Source organism: Pseudomonas sp. p106, from assembly GCF_003936645.1.
Classification (GTDB): Bacteria; Pseudomonadota; Gammaproteobacteria; order Pseudomonadales; family Pseudomonadaceae; genus Aquipseudomonas; species Aquipseudomonas putida_E.
Map to the genome: position 1 here is coordinate 302,148 of NZ_RHQR01000003.1, position 15,580 is coordinate 317,727.

13 protein-coding genes are annotated in these 15,580 nt (G+C 63.4%); 11 read left to right on the forward strand and 2 right to left on the reverse strand.

Going from position 1 to position 15,580, the window contains the following annotated elements; genetic code table 11:
- Nucleotides 1–3: 3 nt before the first annotated feature.
- Nucleotides 4–291, reverse strand: a complete 288-nt coding sequence (gene gatC, locus EGJ09_RS05990; RefSeq protein WP_012316094.1) for an Asp-tRNA(Asn)/Glu-tRNA(Gln) amidotransferase subunit GatC — start codon at nt 289–291, stop codon at nt 4–6.
- Nucleotides 292–495: 204 nt separating this feature from the next.
- On the opposite strand from gatC, the gene mreB reads away from it, so the two are divergent.
- The 8 genes from mreB (at nt 496) to tldD (ending at nt 11,617) form a co-directional block, all read left to right on the forward strand.
- Entirely contained in the window at nt 496–1,533 is a 1,038-nt protein-coding gene (mreB, locus tag EGJ09_RS05995; RefSeq protein WP_003255163.1) for a rod shape-determining protein MreB, read from the forward strand.
- Between the two features lie 150 nt (nt 1,534–1,683).
- On the forward strand, nt 1,684–2,766 hold the full coding sequence (mreC, locus tag EGJ09_RS06000; protein ID WP_125923446.1) for a rod shape-determining protein MreC: 1,083 nt from the start codon (nt 1,684–1,686) through the stop codon (nt 2,764–2,766).
- Complete coding sequence (gene mreD, locus EGJ09_RS06005) at nt 2,766–3,254, forward strand: rod shape-determining protein MreD (RefSeq protein ID WP_012316092.1); 489 nt, start codon at nt 2,766–2,768, stop codon at nt 3,252–3,254. Before mreC ends, mreD begins: the two co-directional genes overlap by 1 nt.
- A 33-nt stretch (nt 3,255–3,287) precedes the next feature.
- The gene (locus tag EGJ09_RS06010) at nt 3,288–3,899 is read left to right on the forward strand and encodes a nucleoside triphosphate pyrophosphatase (protein WP_125923447.1); all 612 of its coding nucleotides are present in this window, start codon (nt 3,288–3,290) and stop codon (nt 3,897–3,899) included.
- Nucleotides 3,900–3,953: 54 nt separating this feature from the next.
- Nucleotides 3,954–5,411: a ribonuclease G gene (gene rng, locus EGJ09_RS06015; protein WP_012316090.1), complete on the forward strand. Its 1,458-nt coding sequence runs from the start codon at nt 3,954–3,956 to the stop codon at nt 5,409–5,411.
- An 88-nt stretch (nt 5,412–5,499) separates the two neighbouring features.
- Entirely contained in the window at nt 5,500–9,309 is a 3,810-nt protein-coding gene (locus EGJ09_RS06020) for a YhdP family protein (protein WP_125923448.1), read from the forward strand.
- Nucleotides 9,310–9,323: 14 nt separating this feature from the next.
- The gene (locus tag EGJ09_RS06025; protein WP_125923449.1) at nt 9,324–10,175 is read left to right on the forward strand and encodes a carbon-nitrogen hydrolase family protein; all 852 of its coding nucleotides are present in this window, start codon (nt 9,324–9,326) and stop codon (nt 10,173–10,175) included.
- A 2-nt stretch (nt 10,176–10,177) separates the two neighbouring features.
- Nucleotides 10,178–11,617, forward strand: a complete 1,440-nt coding sequence (tldD, locus tag EGJ09_RS06030) for a metalloprotease TldD (protein WP_012316087.1) — start codon at nt 10,178–10,180, stop codon at nt 11,615–11,617.
- A gap of 41 nt (nt 11,618–11,658) precedes the next feature.
- On the opposite strand, the gene yjgA is transcribed toward tldD, so the two are convergent.
- Complete coding sequence (yjgA, locus tag EGJ09_RS06035) at nt 11,659–12,180, reverse strand: ribosome biogenesis factor YjgA (protein ID WP_012316086.1); 522 nt, start codon at nt 12,178–12,180, stop codon at nt 11,659–11,661.
- 155 nt (nt 12,181–12,335) lie between these two features.
- On the opposite strand from yjgA, the gene pmbA reads away from it, so the two are divergent.
- The 3 genes from pmbA to EGJ09_RS06050 all read left to right on the forward strand — a co-directional run bounded on the left by pmbA (nt 12,336) and on the right by EGJ09_RS06050 (nt 15,579).
- Complete coding sequence (pmbA, locus tag EGJ09_RS06040) at nt 12,336–13,682, forward strand: metalloprotease PmbA (protein WP_046784450.1); 1,347 nt, start codon at nt 12,336–12,338, stop codon at nt 13,680–13,682.
- Between the two features lie 126 nt (nt 13,683–13,808).
- On the forward strand, nt 13,809–14,210 hold the full coding sequence (locus tag EGJ09_RS06045; RefSeq protein WP_080952054.1) for a FagA protein: 402 nt from the start codon (nt 13,809–13,811) through the stop codon (nt 14,208–14,210).
- Nucleotides 14,203–15,579 carry a lyase family protein gene (locus EGJ09_RS06050; RefSeq protein WP_115273944.1) on the forward strand — a complete coding sequence of 459 codons (1,377 nt, stop codon included), beginning with the start codon at nt 14,203–14,205 and terminating at the stop codon, nt 15,577–15,579. Before EGJ09_RS06045 ends, EGJ09_RS06050 begins: the two co-directional genes overlap by 8 nt.
- Nucleotide 15,580 lies beyond the last annotated feature (1 nt).

Consider the following 15,580-nt stretch of genomic DNA (forward strand, 5'->3'; position numbering starts at 1 on the left):
CCCTTACTCGATGACTTTGGGAACCAGGTACAGACCGCTTTCGGTCTTTGGTGCGATGGCTTGGTAGGCATCGCGCTGGTTGCTTTCGGTGACCTGGTCGGGACGCAGGCGCTGGCTGGCCTCCAGGGGGTGGGCCAGGGGCTCGATGCCGGTGGTGTCGACCGCTTGCATCTGGTCGACCAGCCCGAGAATGCTGTTCAGTGCATCGGTAATGCGTGGCAGTTCGCCTTCATTCAGGCCCAGGCGGGCCAGATGGGCGATCTTTTCCACGTCGCAGCGTTCAAGCGCCATGGGTATCTCCAGGGGAAACAAAGAACGGAATAAGGTCCGTGATGAGGAACATGTCGGCATTCTGGCGGTCATACGGCCGCGATCATCTGCTGGCGTGCTCGGAAAAACGACCAATTTAACATATTGGCTCCTTGCCCAAAATCCCTGCCATTGTTAGAGTTTGCCGCACTTTTTTACCCACGCTTTCCCCAGGGTCACTTTCCCATGTTCAAGAAACTGCGTGGCATGTTTTCCAGCGATCTCTCCATCGACCTGGGTACTGCCAACACCCTTATCTACGTGCGTGAGCGCGGTATCGTCCTGAATGAGCCCTCGGTAGTTGCCATCCGTACCCACGGCAACCAGAAAAGCGTCGTCGCCGTCGGTACCGAAGCCAAACGCATGCTGGGCCGTACGCCCGGCAACATTGCTGCCATTCGTCCGATGAAGGACGGCGTCATCGCCGACTTCAGCGTTTGTGAAAAAATGTTGCAGTACTTCATCAACAAGGTTCACGAAAACAGCTTCCTGCAGCCCAGCCCTCGCGTGCTGATCTGCGTGCCGTGCAAGTCGACCCAGGTAGAGCGCCGCGCCATTCGCGAATCGGCTCTGGGTGCCGGTGCCCGTGAAGTGTTCCTGATCGAAGAACCAATGGCCGCTGCCATCGGTGCGGGCCTGCCGGTCGAAGAAGCCCGTGGCTCGATGGTCGTCGATATCGGTGGTGGTACCACTGAAATCGCCCTGATCTCGCTCAATGGCGTGGTCTACGCCGAGTCTGTCCGCGTTGGCGGCGACCGCTTCGACGAGGCCATCGTCACCTATGTGCGCCGCAACTACGGCAGCCTGATCGGCGAATCCACTGCCGAACGCATCAAGCAGGAAATCGGTACCGCCTACCCGGGCGGCGAAGTGCGTGAAGTCGACGTGCGCGGCCGCAACCTGGCCGAAGGCGTGCCACGTGCCTTCACCCTGAACTCCAACGAAGTGCTCGAAGCCCTGCAGGAGTCGCTGGCGACCATCGTTCAGGCCGTAAAAAGCGCCCTGGAGCAGTCTCCGCCGGAGCTGGCCTCCGACATCGCCGAGCGTGGCCTGGTGCTGACCGGTGGTGGCGCGCTGCTGCGCGACCTCGACAAGCTGCTGGCCCAGGAAACCGGCTTGCCGGTGATCGTTGCCGAGGACCCGCTGACCTGCGTGGCCCGTGGCGGCGGTCGTGCACTGGAGATGATGGACAAGCACGCGATGGACCTGCTCTCCAGCGAGTGATCGAGCGCCCGGTTTACAGGTGGCACGCGCAGTGCTACCTGTATGCGTTGGGCTGGCGTCCGTTGGGGCGCCGCTTCCGTCAACCCGCAACCAGGCTGGTGCGTTGTCCCATGTCCAATGACTTCCTGAGTCGTCCACGAGGAACGGCCCATTAAACCGCTTTTCTCCAAGGGCCCTTCGCTGGGCGTGCGCCTGCTCGTACTGGTGGTGCTTTCGGTCGCGCTGATGGTGGTCGATGCGCGCTTTGACCTGCTCAAGCCCGTGCGCAGCCAGATGGGCCTGGTACTGATGGAATCGTACTGGATCACCGACTTGCCTCAGCGGATGTGGCAAGGCGTGGCGGGCCAGTTCGGCAGCCGTAACGAACTGATCGCGGAAAACGAGAAACTCAAGACCGAAGCCCTGCTGCTGCAGGGGCGCCTGCAGAAGCTGGCGGCCCTGACCGAGCAGAACGTGCGCCTGCGCGAGTTGCTCAACTCTTCTGCACTGGTCAACGAGAAGGTCGAGGTGGCTGAGCTGATCGGCGTCGACCCCAACCCGTTCACCCACCGTATCCTGATCAACAAAGGCGAGCGCGACGGTGTGTTCCTTGGCCAGCCGGTGCTCGATGCCCGCGGCCTGATGGGCCAGGTGGTAGAGCTGATGCCCTACACCGCACGAGTGTTGCTGCTGACCGACACCACCCACAGCATCCCGGTACAGGTCAACCGTAACGGCCTGCGCGCGATTGCCAGCGGTACTGGCAACCCGGAGCGTCTGGAGCTGCGTCATGTTGCCGACACGGCTGACATCAAGGAAGGCGACTTGCTGGTGAGCTCCGGCATGGGCCAGCGCTTCCCGGCCGGCTACCCGGTGGCCACGGTCAACGAAGTGATCCATGACTCCGGCCAGCCGTTCGCCATCGTTCGCGCCATTCCTACCGCCGCACTCAACCGCAGCCGCTACATGCTGCTGGTGTTCAGCGACCGGCGTTCTCCGGAGCAGCGTGCCACCGACGCGGCGCTCGCCCAGGAAGAGGCGGACCGCAAGGGCGCAGCGAACCCTGCTCAGCCTGGTGCCAGTGGCGAACAGGCTGCCCCCGGCACGCCTGCAGCGGCAGTGGCAGCGCCGGCCCCGGCCACGCCCGCGGTACCTGCCACAGCGGTACCGGCCCCGGCCGCTTCAGTACCTGCCCCGGCACCCGCCAGCCCTGCCGCAGCGCCTGCGGCACCTGCCCAGCCTCGGAGGCAATGATGGCCAAAACGCGCCGTAACCACGGGTGGGTCATCTGGCTGACCTTCGCCATTGGCCTGCTACTCAGCGTCTCGCCCATGCCACCGTTTCTCGAGGTGTTCCGCCCCATGTGGCTGGCGATGCTGGTGTCGTTCTGGACGCTCATGGTCCCGAACAAGGTCGGCATGACCACTGCGTTCGTGCTGGGCCTGGCCGAGGACGTGCTGTACGGCACGCTGCTCGGGCAGAATGCCCTGGTCCTGACCCTGATCACCTTCCTGGTGCTGTCGCTGCAGCAGCGTCTGCGCATGTTCCCCATGTGGCAGCAGAGCCTGGTAATCCTGGTGATCTTCGGTATCGCCCAGCTGATCCAGTTGTGGCTCAGTGCGCTCACCGGCAACCGTTTGCCGACGCTGGCGCTGGTCTGGTCGGCGGTCATCAGCGCCTTGCTCTGGCCGTGGATCAGCTTCGCCCTGCGTGATCTGCGCCGGCGTTTGCATATCAACTGACGGCGCCGCCGCCACCGACAGGGAGATGTCTGCATGAAACCACTTTACCTGGCCTCCGGCTCGCCCCGTCGTCGTGAATTGCTGGCCCAGATCGGCGTGCCGTTCACCGTCACCAGCGCCCCCATCGATGAAACCCCGCTGCCAGACGAAAGCGCCGTGGCGTATGTCGAACGCCTGGCCCGGAGCAAGGCCGAGGCTGGCCTTGCCAGTCTTGCCGGCCCGGCCGTGGTGCTCGGCGCAGACACTGCGGTGGTGCTCGATGGTCGTATTCTCGGCAAGCCGGAAAACCGTGAAGATGCCTTGGCCAAGCTGGCCGACCTGGCAGGGCGCGAACATCAGGTGTTGACGGCGGTGGCGCTGAGCGATGGCCAGTGCTGCCTGAGTGTCTGCGTCACCAGCAACGTATGTTTTCGCGCCATCGACCCGCAAGAAGCACAGCGCTATTGGGCCAGTGGCGAGCCAGTGGATAAAGCTGGCGGTTATGCCATCCAGGGCTTGGGGGCGGTATTCGTGACCGGCCTTCAGGGCAGCTATTCGGCGGTAGTCGGCCTGCCCCTGAGCGAGACGGCCGAGCTGCTCGCCCAATTCGGTATCGCCTGCTGGCAGGTGCCGGCGCTTTCTCCTGAGGTAACAAAGCAGCAGTAGCCAGCCCGGCGCCCGCGATCCATGATTACCGAAGACCTTTGACGAGAGCCTGCCATGAGTGAAGAGATCCTGATCAACATCACCCCGATGGAGTCGCGTGTGGCGGTGGTGGAAAACGGGGTGCTGCAGGAAGTGCACGTCGAGCGCACCCAGCGTCGCGGCATCGTCGGCAATATCTACAAGGGCAAAGTGGTGCGGGTGCTGCCAGGCATGCAGGCGGCGTTCGTCGATATCGGCCTGGAGCGCGCCGCGTTCATTCATGCCTCGGAGATTTCCCAGCGCGAAGGTTCTGCCGTGGAGACCATCACCGCACTGGTACACGAGGGCCAGGCCCTGGTGGTGCAGGTGACCAAGGACCCCATCGGTAGCAAGGGCGCACGGCTGACCACCCAGCTGTCCATACCGTCGCGTTACCTGGTGTACATGCCGCGCAGCAGCCATGTCGGCATTTCCCTGAAGATCGAAGACGAAGCCGAACGTGATCGCCTCAAGCAGGTGGTCAGTGACTGCATGGACAGCGAAGACATCAAGAACGCCGGCGGTTTCATCCTGCGCACTGCTGCCGAGGGCGCACGGGCCGAAGAGATCCTGCAGGACATCCGCTACCTGCGCCGCCTGTGGGAGCAGATTGGCAGCCAGATCCAGACCTGCGGCGCGCCGACGGTCATCTACGAGGATCTTGGCCTGGCCTTGCGCACACTGCGTGACCTGGTCAACCCCAAGATCGAGAAGATTCGCATCGACTCCCGGGAAACCTTCCAGAAAACCACGCAGTTCGTTGCCGAACTGATGCCGGAGATCGCCGACCGCCTGGAGCACTACCCGGGTGAGCGGCCGATCTTCGACCTGTACGGCGTCGAGGACGAAATCCAGCGCGCACTGGATCGCAAGGTGCCGCTCAAGTCCGGCGGCTATCTGGTGGTCGACCCCGCCGAGGCAATGACTACCATCGATGTCAACACCGGCGCCTTCGTTGGCCACCGCAACCTCGAAGAGACCATTTTCAAGACCAACCTCGAAGCGGCCACGGCAATCGCCCGGCAGCTGCGCCTGCGCAACATTGGCGGGATCATCATCATCGACTTCATCGACATGGAGGATGAGGACCATCAACGCCAGGTGCTGCGTACGCTGGAGAAACAGCTCGAACGTGACCATGCCAAGACCAACATCATCGGCATCACCGAGCTGGGCCTGGTACAGATGACCCGCAAGCGCACGCGTGAGAGCCTGGAGCAGGTGCTGTGCGAACCGTGCACCGCCTGCCAGGGGCGTGGCAAGCTGAAAACCCCGGAAACTATCTGTTACGAAATTTTCCGCGAGATACTTCGTGAAGCCCGCGCCTATCAGGCAGAAGGCTATCGGGTGCTGGCCAACCAGAAGGTGGTCGACCGCCTGCTCGATGAAGAGTCCGGCAACGTGGCCGAGCTGGAAACGTTCATCGGTCGAACCATTCGCTTCCAGGTCGAGTCGATGTACTCGCAGGAGCAGTACGATGTGGTGCTGCTCTGAGGCTTTCTGATACCCAGCCCAAGGTGCTCGGGCTGGCAAAACCGCTGCTTCGAGCCATCATGGATAAACGACCTGGAGGGCCTTGGCCATGGGACGTCTGACCCGCGTTCTTGTCGCCTTGACCCGTTGGGGGCTGGGCATCTGCGCCCTGCTGGCTGTGTTGGTGGCGCTCTATGTCAGCCTCGGCCGGGAGCTGGTGCCACTGGTGGCCGAGTACCGCGCCGACCTTGAAAGCAAGGCCGAGCAGGCGTTGGGCATGCCGGTGCATGTGGGGGCGCTTGAAGGGCGCTGGAGTGGCCTGGCGCCGGTGCTGCGGGTTCGTGACCTGCAGTTGGGCGAGGGCGCTTCGGCGTTGCGCCTGGATGACGTCAAGCTGGTGCCGGACCTCTGGGCCAGCCTCACTGCCCGCGAAGTACGCCTGGCGCATATCCAGTTGGCGGGCCTGCAACTGATCCTGCGTGAGAACGAGCAGGGCGGTTGGGCGCTTGAAGGCTTACCACAAAAGGACGACGCGCCGCTGGACCCGGCCGAGGTGCTGCAGCGTCTGCAACAGTTGGGCCGTATCGACGTATTCGACAGCCAGGTCACCCTGCAGCCCTGGCAGCGTGACCCGTTGACTCTTACCTATGTCAGCCTTGGCCTGCAGGCCGGCGCTTCACGCCAGGCGCTGGACCTGCGTGCGACCCTGCCTGATGGCCAGCCGTTGGCACTGAACCTGCGCAGCCGGGTAACGCCCCAGGCCTGGCGCGATGGTAAGGCAGAGGTTTACCTGAGCCTGCCGCAGAGCGACTGGGCGCGTTGGCTGCCGCCACGCCTGCTCGGCCAGTGGCAGGCCCAAGCCCTGCGCGCCGGTGGTGAGTTCTGGGTTGACTGGGGCGAGGGCCGGTTGCAGCAGGCGGTGGTCCGCCTCAATGCCCCTCAGTTGCGCGGCGCCTATGCCCAGCGCCAGGCGGTGACACTGGATAACCTGGCGGTCTCGGCCTGGTTCCAGCGTCGCGAGCAAGGGTTCGATGTGGTTGTCGATTCACTGGCTGCCAACATCGGCAAGGCTCGCTGGGAGTCGAAGCTGCAGGTGCGTCAGCGCGCAGGTGAGCAACCCGGTGGGGAAAGCTGGCAGGTACAGGCCGACCGCCTTGACCTTGCGCCGCTGACGCCTTTGATAGATGCACTGGCGCCACTGCCTGAAAAATTCATGACTGCGGTCGATGCGCTGAATGTGACCGGTGCCGTGCGCAACTTGCGCCTCGACTTGCGGCCCAAGGCCGAGGGTGATCAACGGCTGCAGTTCGCTGCCAATCTGGAAAAAGTGGGTTTTGACGCCTACCACGGCGCACCCGCTGCCGGCAATGTCAGCGGCAGCATCAGCGGAGACCTGGGCCATGGCGAGCTGCGCCTGGATACCGACGCTTTCATGTTGCATCTGTATCCGATCTTCGCCAAACCTTGGCATTATCAGAAAGCCAACGCCCGTTTGACCTATACCCTCGACAAAGAGGGTTTTACCTTGGCTGCCCCCTACCTGAAAGTGCTGGGCGAAGAGGGCAAGATCGCCGGGGATTTCCTGATTCGCCTGCTGTTCAATGAAGGCAGCGAGAGCTATATGGACCTGCGCGTAGGCCTTACCGAGGGCGATGGGCGCTACACCGCCAAATACCTGCCTGAAGTGCTCAGCCCGGCGCTCGATGAGTGGCTGCGCAGTGCCATCGTCAAGGGCAACGTCGATGAAGGCTACTTCCAGTACCAAGGTTCGCTGAACCACGGTGCCAGCCCCGAATCGCGCAGCATCAGCCTGTTCTTCAAGGTGCACGACGCCGCCCTGAACTTCCAGCCTGGCTGGCCACAGGTGCAAAACGTCGATGGCGATGTGCTGATCGAGGACAGTGGCGTGCGCATCAAGGCCCATAAAGGCCTGTTGCTGGACACCCAGGTAAGTGACGTCAGTGTCAACATTCCCCATGTGGAGGGTGCCGAGCAAAGCCGCCTGTACCTTGATGGCAATTTCGACGGCAGCCTCGGCGATGGTCTGAGGATTCTCAAGGAAGCGCCTATCGGCACGGGCGAAATTTTCGCAGGATGGGAGGGCGAGGGGCCGCTCAAGGGCAAGCTCAAGCTCGACATCCCCCTGGCCCGAGGACAACGCCCGAAGGTACAGGTCGACTTTGCCACCTCCGATGCACGCCTCAAGGTTGCGCCGCCAAGCCTGGAGCTGAGCCGACTCAAGGGCGATTTCAGTTTCGATCTCGACAAGGGGCTGAGCGGGAAGAACATCGCCCTGCAGGCATTTGGCAAGCCGGTGACCGCGCAGATAACCGCCGGGGGCCAGCCTGGGCAGATGCAGACGCGTATCAGCGCGAATGGCCACGTGGCGCTCCGGGCCTTGACCGACTGGCTGCAGTTCAAGCAGCCCTTGCCGGCGTCCGGTGACCTGCCCTATCAATTGCAACTCAACCTTGGCAGCCGCGACAACAGTCTGAGCGTGAATTCGTCGCTCAAAGGCCTTGCAATCGATTTGCCTGCGCCGTTCGGCAAGGCCGCAGCAGATACCCGTGAGAGCCGATTCAGCATGAGCCTGCAGGGGCCTGAGCGGCGTCTGGATGCTGCCTACGCCGACCTTGCCCGCTTTGCCTATGCCGCGCCCAGCCAAAACCTGGCGCAAGGTCGCGGCGAACTGCTGCTGGGGGCAGGGCAGGCGCAGGTGCCAGCTGGGCAGGGCCTGCGTGTACGGGGGCGCCTCGAGAGCCTGGACCTGGCGCCCTGGCAGGCGCAGATGACGCAGATGAGTGGCGACGACCCTGGCGCAAGTGCCCGGCAGACTCTGCAGAGCGTAGACCTGAGCATCGGCCAGTTGAAGGCCCTTGGCATGGACCTGAACCAGGCGGTCGTGCGTCTGGCCCGGGGAGGCCCAGCGTGGGATCTGCGCCTGGACAGCAAGGAAGTCATCGGCAATGCACGTTTACCCGATGCCAAGGGCGCACCGATGACCGTGCGCCTGCAGACCTTGCGCCTGCCACCAGCGGACCCGGCGCAAGCACAGGCCGAGGAAGGCCCTGACCCGCTGGCCTCGTTCGACCCACGCAAGGTACCGGCACTGGACCTGACCATCGACAAGCTGTACCGCGGCGACGACCTGTACGGCAACCTGGCGCTGAAGCTGCGCCCGACCGCTCGAGGGGTGGCAGCTCAGGATATCGACCTCGTCTTCAAAGGCCTGCACATCGACGGCCGGGGCGGCTGGGAAGGTGACAGCGGCGCCACCAGCAGTTGGTACAAGGGCCGCCTGGATGGCAAGAACCTGGCCGACGTGCTCAAGGCCTGGGGCTTCGCGCCTACCGTGACCAGTCGTGACTTCCGTCTGGATGTGGATGGCCGCTGGCCCGGTTCGCCAGCCTGGGTCGGCCTAAACCGTTTCTCGGGCAGCATGGATGCGGCATTGCGCACAGGGCAGTTCGTCGAAGTGGAGGGCGGCGCTCAAGCCTTGCGGGTGTTCGGCCTGCTCAACTTCAACTCCATCGGCCGGCGTCTGCGCCTGGACTTCTCCGACCTGTTCGACAAGGGCCTGGCCTATGACCGGGTAAAAGGCTTGCTGGTAGCCAGTGACGGCGTCTACGTGACCCGCGAGCCGATCAGCGTGACCGGGCCTTCGAGCAACTTCGAGCTCGACGGTACGCTGGACCTCGTTCGCGACCGGGTCGACGCCAACCTGCAGGTCTCCCTGCCAGTGACCAACAACCTGCCGCTGGCCGCGCTGATCGTCGGCGCACCGGCGGTCGGTGGGGCGCTGTTTCTGGTCGATCGCCTGATCGGTGACCGGGTATCGCGCTTTGCCAGCGTGCACTATCGCATCGAAGGGCCGTGGAAAGAGCCTAGAATCACCTTTGTGAAACCGTTCAACAAGTAGTGCCAGGAGTGCCCATGAAGGTAGCGGTCATCCAGATGGTCAGCCAGGACGATGTGCTGGCCAACTTGCAGCGTGCGGGTGCCTTGCTGGAACAGGCGGCATTCGGCGGGGCGAGGTTGGCGGTGCTACCAGAAAATTTTGCCGCCATGGGGCGCAAGGACGCCGCTGCGCTCGGCCGGGCCGAGGCGCTGGGTGAGGGGCCGATACTGCCCTGGTTGAAACGCACGGCCCGCGACCTCAGATTATGGATTGTTGCCGGCACCTTGCCGCTGCCACCTGCCGATCAGCCTGATGCCAAGGCGCATGCCTGCTCGCTTTTGATCGACGAGCACGGCGAGGTGGTGGCGCGCTACGACAAGCTGCACCTGTTCGACGTGGATGTGGCCGATAACCGCGGCCGTTATCGTGAATCCGACGACTATGCCCATGGCGCGCAAGTGGTGGTGGCCGACACGCCGGCAGGTCGCCTTGGCTTGAGCGTCTGCTACGACCTGCGTTTCCCGGAACTGTACAGCGCGCTGCGCAGTGCCGGCGCGCAACTGATTACGGCACCTGCGGCATTTACTGCGGTCACAGGCGCGGCGCACTGGGAAGTGCTGATTCGTGCCCGGGCGATCGAAACACAGTGCTATGTGCTGGCCGCAGCGCAGGGCGGTACCCATCCAGGCCCGCGGGAGACCTATGGGCACGCGGCGATCGTCGACCCCTGGGGGCAGATCGTCGCCGAACAGGCGCAGGGCGAAGCGGTATTGCTCGCCGAGCGCGACAGTGATGAACAAGCGTCCATTCGGGCGCGCATGCCGGTTGCCTCGCACCGGCGCTTTTTTTCGCAGGACGCCTTGCGGCCTGCGCACACCTCGGAGTGACTATGAGCCAGATGTTATCCACCGTCAGCGAGCAGCTCCTGGCCCCAGGCGGACTGACCCTGGACAGCCTGCAGGCTGTACTGGGCGAGTTGGCCGGGCCGGGCATCGACGCCGCCGACCTGTACTTCCAGGGCCAGATCTCGGAAACCTGGGCGCTGGAGGACGGCATTGTCAAAGAGGGCAGCTTCAACCTTGACCAGGGCGTGGGCGTGCGTGCCCAGTCGGGTGAGAAAACCGGTTTCGCTTACAGCAACGCGATCAACCTCGAGGCTCTGACTTCGGCAGCCCGTGCGGCGCGTTCGATTTCCCGCGCCGGCCAGAATGGCACTGTCCAGGCGTTCCGCAGCCAGGACGTGACGGCCCTGTATGCCCCGGACAACCCGCTGGACGTGCTCAGCCGTGCTGAAAAGGTCGAGCTGCTCAAACGTGTCGATGCCGCCACGCGGGCGCTCGACCCGCGTATCCAGCAGGTCAGCGTGAGCATGGCCGGGGTTTGGGAGCGCATTCTGATCGCTGCGGCCGACGGCAGCCTGGCCGCTGACGTGCGGCCGCTGGTGCGCTTCAACGTCAGTGTCATCGTCGAGCAAAATGGTCGGCGCGAACGGGGCGGGCAGGGCGGCGGCGGGCGTACCGACTACCGCTTCTTCACCGAGGAACGGGTCATGGGTTATGCCCGTGAGGCGCTGCGCCAGGCCTTGGTGAACCTGGAGGCCATTCCTGCGCCAGCTGGGACCTTGCCGGTGGTGCTGGGTTCTGGTTGGTCGGGTGTGCTGTTGCATGAAGCGGTCGGTCACGGCCTGGAAGGCGACTTCAACCGTAAGGGCAGTTCGGCGTTCAGTGGCCGGATCGGCGAGAAGGTGGCTTCGAGCCTGTGCACTATCGTAGACGACGGCACCCTCGAGGGCCGCCGAGGCTCGCTGAGTGTCGACGACGAAGGTACGCCGACCGAATGCACCACGCTGATCGAGAACGGCGTGCTCAAGGGCTACATGCAGGACAAACTCAATGCACGCCTGATGGGGATGGCCGTGACCGGTAACGGCCGCCGGGAATCCTATGCCCACCTGCCGATGCCACGCATGACCAACACCTACATGCGTGCCGGCGAGAGCGACCCGCAGGAAATCATCGCCTCGGTGAAGAAAGGCATCTACTGCGCCAACCTTGGCGGTGGCCAGGTGGACATCACCAGCGGCAAGTTCGTGTTCTCCACCAGCGAAGCCTATCTGATCGAAGACGGGAAAATCACCGCGCCGGTCAAGGGCGCGACGCTGATCGGCAACGGGCCCGAGGCCATGAGCCGAGTGTCGATGGTGGGTAACGATCTTGCGTTGGACAGCGGTGTGGGCACGTGCGGCAAGGATGGGCAATCGGTGCCGGTAGGGGTTGGCCAGCCGACCTTGAAGCTGGACGCGATCACCGTCGGTGGTACCGGCGCGTGATGCATGCCCCGGGGCTGCAGGGCAGCCCCAGGTGGCGGGGCTCAGCGCAGGCCGCGCTGAAGTTCGTCGAGGTCGCGGATGTACTTGAAGACCTTGCGCGCAGCGGCAGGCGGCTTGTTCCGCGCCTTTTCGTGCTGAGCGTGACGGATCAGCGAACGCAGTTGCTGACGGTCGGTGTCGGGGTATTCGTTGACGAAGCGTTCAAGGTCCTCGTCGTTACCGTCGATCAGGCGGTCCCGCCAGCGCTCCAGGTTGTGGAAGCGCTCGTTGTACTGGCGGCTGGAGCTGTCGATCTGCTCGAGCACCGCGTGGATGGCGTCCAGGTCCTGGTCGCGCATCAGTTTGCCGACGAACGACATATGCCGTTTGCGTGCGCCATGGGCGGTGTGCTTGCAGGCTTCGGCCAAGGCTTTGCGCAGCTCGTCGGTCAACGGCAGGCGCGCCAGGGTATCGGCCTTGACCGTGGTCAGGCGTTCGCCGAGTTCGACCAGCGCATGCAACTCGCGCTTGATCTGGGTTTTGCTTTTTTCGCCGTCGAAGGCGTCGTCGTATGAATCAACCATGGTGGCAGTCCGTTTAAGTTTTATGAAAAGTCGCCGCGCAGGCACTTTTCGTACAAGGCATAGAAATTGCCGCCATGATAACCACCCGGGGGCCGCTTGTCCGGCCCGGTCGTAGAATGACCCTCGCCGAACGCAGAATTTGAGTGGAGAAAACCATGAGTGCAGTCCAGAGCGTAGGCCCCAAGGACCTGCCAGCATTGCAGGAGCAGGTCGAAGCGATCATTGCCGAGGCGAGCCGGCAGGGTGCCAGCGCCTGCGAAGTGGCAGTATCGCTGGAGCAGGGCTTGTCCACCACGGTGCGCCAGCGTGAGGTCGAGACGGTAGAGTTCAACCGCGACCAAGGCTTTGGCATCACCCTCTATGTCGGCCAGCGCAAGGGCTCGGCCAGCACCTCGGCCAGTGGGCCGGAGGCTATTCGCGAAACCGTTGCCGCCGCCCTGGCCATTGCCAGGCACACCTCCGAAGACGAGTGCTCGGGGCTGGCTGATGCGGCACTGATGGCGCGCGAGATCCCTGACCTGGACCTTTACCATGACTGGGATCTGGAGCCCGAGAAAGCCATCGAGATGGCGCTGGCCTGCGAGGCTGCGGCGTTTGACGCTGACCCGCGCATTCTCAACGCCGATGGCACCACCCTCAATACCCACCAGGGCTGCCGTGTATATGGCAACAGCCATGGCTTCATCGGTGGCTACGCATCGACCCGGCACAGCCTGAGCTGCGTGATGATCGCTGAAGGTGAAGGCCAGATGCAGCGTGATTACTGGTATGACGTCAACCGCCAAGGCCACCTGTTGGCCGACCCGCGCAGCATTGGCCAGCGCGCGGCACAGCGAGCAGCCAGCCGACTCGGTGCGCGCCCGGTCAAGACATGCGAAGTGCCGGTGCTGTTCTCCGCCGAGCTGGCGGGTGGTCTGTTCGGCAGCTTCCTGTCGGCCATTTCTGGTGGCAACCTGTACCGCAAGTCGTCGTTCCTCGATGGTGCCATTGGCCAGCGTCTGTTCCCCAGCTGGCTGACGCTGGACGAGCGCCCGCATATTCCGCGTGCCCTTGGCAGCGCGGCATTCGACGGTGATGGCCTGGCGACTTATGCCAAGCCGTTTGTCGATAAAGGGGAGCTGGTGTCTTACCTGCTGGGCACCTATTCCGGTCGCAAGCTCGGCTTGCCAAGCACGGCCAACTCCGGTGGTGTGCATAACCTGTATGTCACCCATGGCATCGAAGATCAGGCGGCACTGATCCGGCGCATGGGGCGCGGTTTGCTGGTGACTGAGCTGATGGGCCATGGCCTGAACATGGTCACGGGCGACTACTCACGGGGTGCCGCAGGTTTCTGGGTTGAGAATGGCGAGATCCAGCATGCGGTGCAGGAAGTGACGATTGCCGGCAACATGAAGGACATGTTCCAGCAGATTGTCGCGATTGGCAGCGATCTTGAAACCCGCAGCAATATTCACACGGGCTCGGTGTTGATCGAGCGGATGACCGTTGCAGGTAGCTGAGTTGCTTGAGCGTTAAGCAAAACCTAAAAACCCGGCCACTGTGCCGGGTTTTTATTTGCTCAATCCGCGCTTGAAGTGATTACGTTTATCATTTAATAATGAATATCATTACCCAAGGCTTCGGTGATGATGTTCATGAAACCTGTCCTGCGCGAACTGCCCTACCTGGAAAACTGGCGCTGGCTCAGCCGGCGCATCCGCTGCGCGCTCGAACCCGACGAGCCGCGCCTGATCGAGCACTACCTTGCCGAAGGCCGCTACCTGGTGTGCTGCACGGATACCTCGCCATGGACGGTGGCTCTGACTTCCTTCCGCCTGCTGCTGGATACCGCTTGCGATCGCATGCTGCCATGGCATTGGCGTTGCCAGTGCCTGGACCAGGCCTGGCGCCCTCTGCTTGAACTGCGCAACCTGGACCGCCGCGAACAGAACCAGCGCTGGCAACCCTACGCTCTGCAACTGGCCAATTGCCGGTTGCTGCCGTCCATTTCCCCCGATGAACTGATGCAAGGATTTGATGATGAGTGATACCCGTATCGAGCGTGACAGCATGGGTGAACTGCAAGTGCCGGCCCAGGCCCTGTACGGCGCCCAGACCCAGCGCGCGGTCGACAATTTCCCGATCAGCGGTCAGCGTATGCCGGCCCAGTTCATTCGTGCCCTGCTGCTGGCCAAGGCTGCGGCAGCCAAGGCCAACATCGAGCTTGAGCAAATTTCCGCCGCCCAGGGCCAAGCCATCGTCAAGGCGGTCGAGCAACTGCTTGCCGAGGACTTCATCCAGCACTTCCCGGTGGACGTGTACCAGACTGGCTCCGGCACCAGCTCGAACATGAATGCCAACGAGGTGATCGCCACCTTGGCCAGCCGCCTGCTCGGTGAGCCGGTCAATGCCAACGACCACGTCAACTGTGGCCAGAGCAGCAACGACATCATCCCGACCACCATCCACGTCAGTGCCGCACTGGCGCTGCATGAGCAGTTGCTGCCCGCCCTGGCTCACCTGGCTCAGGTGATCGAAGCCAAATCGGTGCAGGTGCATCAGTACGTGAAGACTGGCCGTACCCACCTGATGGATGCCATGCCGGTGCGCATGAGCCAGGTGCTCGATGGCTGGGCGGCACAGATCAACGGCGCCAAGGCGCATATCGAAGCGACCCTGCCGAGCCTGCAGGCCCTGGCCCAGGGTGGCACTGCCGTGGGCACCGGGATCAACGCCCACCCGCAGTTCGCCGCAGGCTTTGCCCGTCAGCTGAGCGGCCTCACCCAGGTCGAGTTCACCCAAGGACCGAACCTGTTCGCCCTGATCGGCTCCCAGGACACCGCCGTGGCGCTGTCCGGCCAGCTCAAGACCACAGCCGTGGCACTCATGAAAATCGCCAACGACCTGCGCTGGATGAACTCCGGCCCGCTCGCCGGCCTCGGTGAAATCGAACTGCAAGGCCTGCAGCCTGGCTCCTCGATCATGCCAGGCAAGGTCAACCCGGTGATCCCGGAAGCCACCGCCATGGTTGCCGCCCAGGTGATCGGCAACGACGCGACCATCGCCGTTGCCGGCCAGTCGGGCAACTTCGAGCTCAACGTGATGCTGCCGGTGATTGCCCGCAACCTGCTGGAGAGTATCGAGCTGATGGCCAATGCCAGCCGCCTGCTGGCCGACAAGGCCATCGCCAGCTTCAAGGTCAACGAGAACAAGCTCAAGGAAGCCTTGGCGCGCAACCCGATCCTGGTCACCGCGCTGAACCCGATCATCGGCTATCTCAAGGCCGCCGAGATCGCCAAGACCGCCTACAAGCAGGGCCGGCCGATCATCGACGTGGCGCTGGAGCATACCGACCTGTCGCGCGATCAGCTCGAGGCGCTGCTGGACCCGGAAAAACTCACCGCTGGGGGCATCTGAC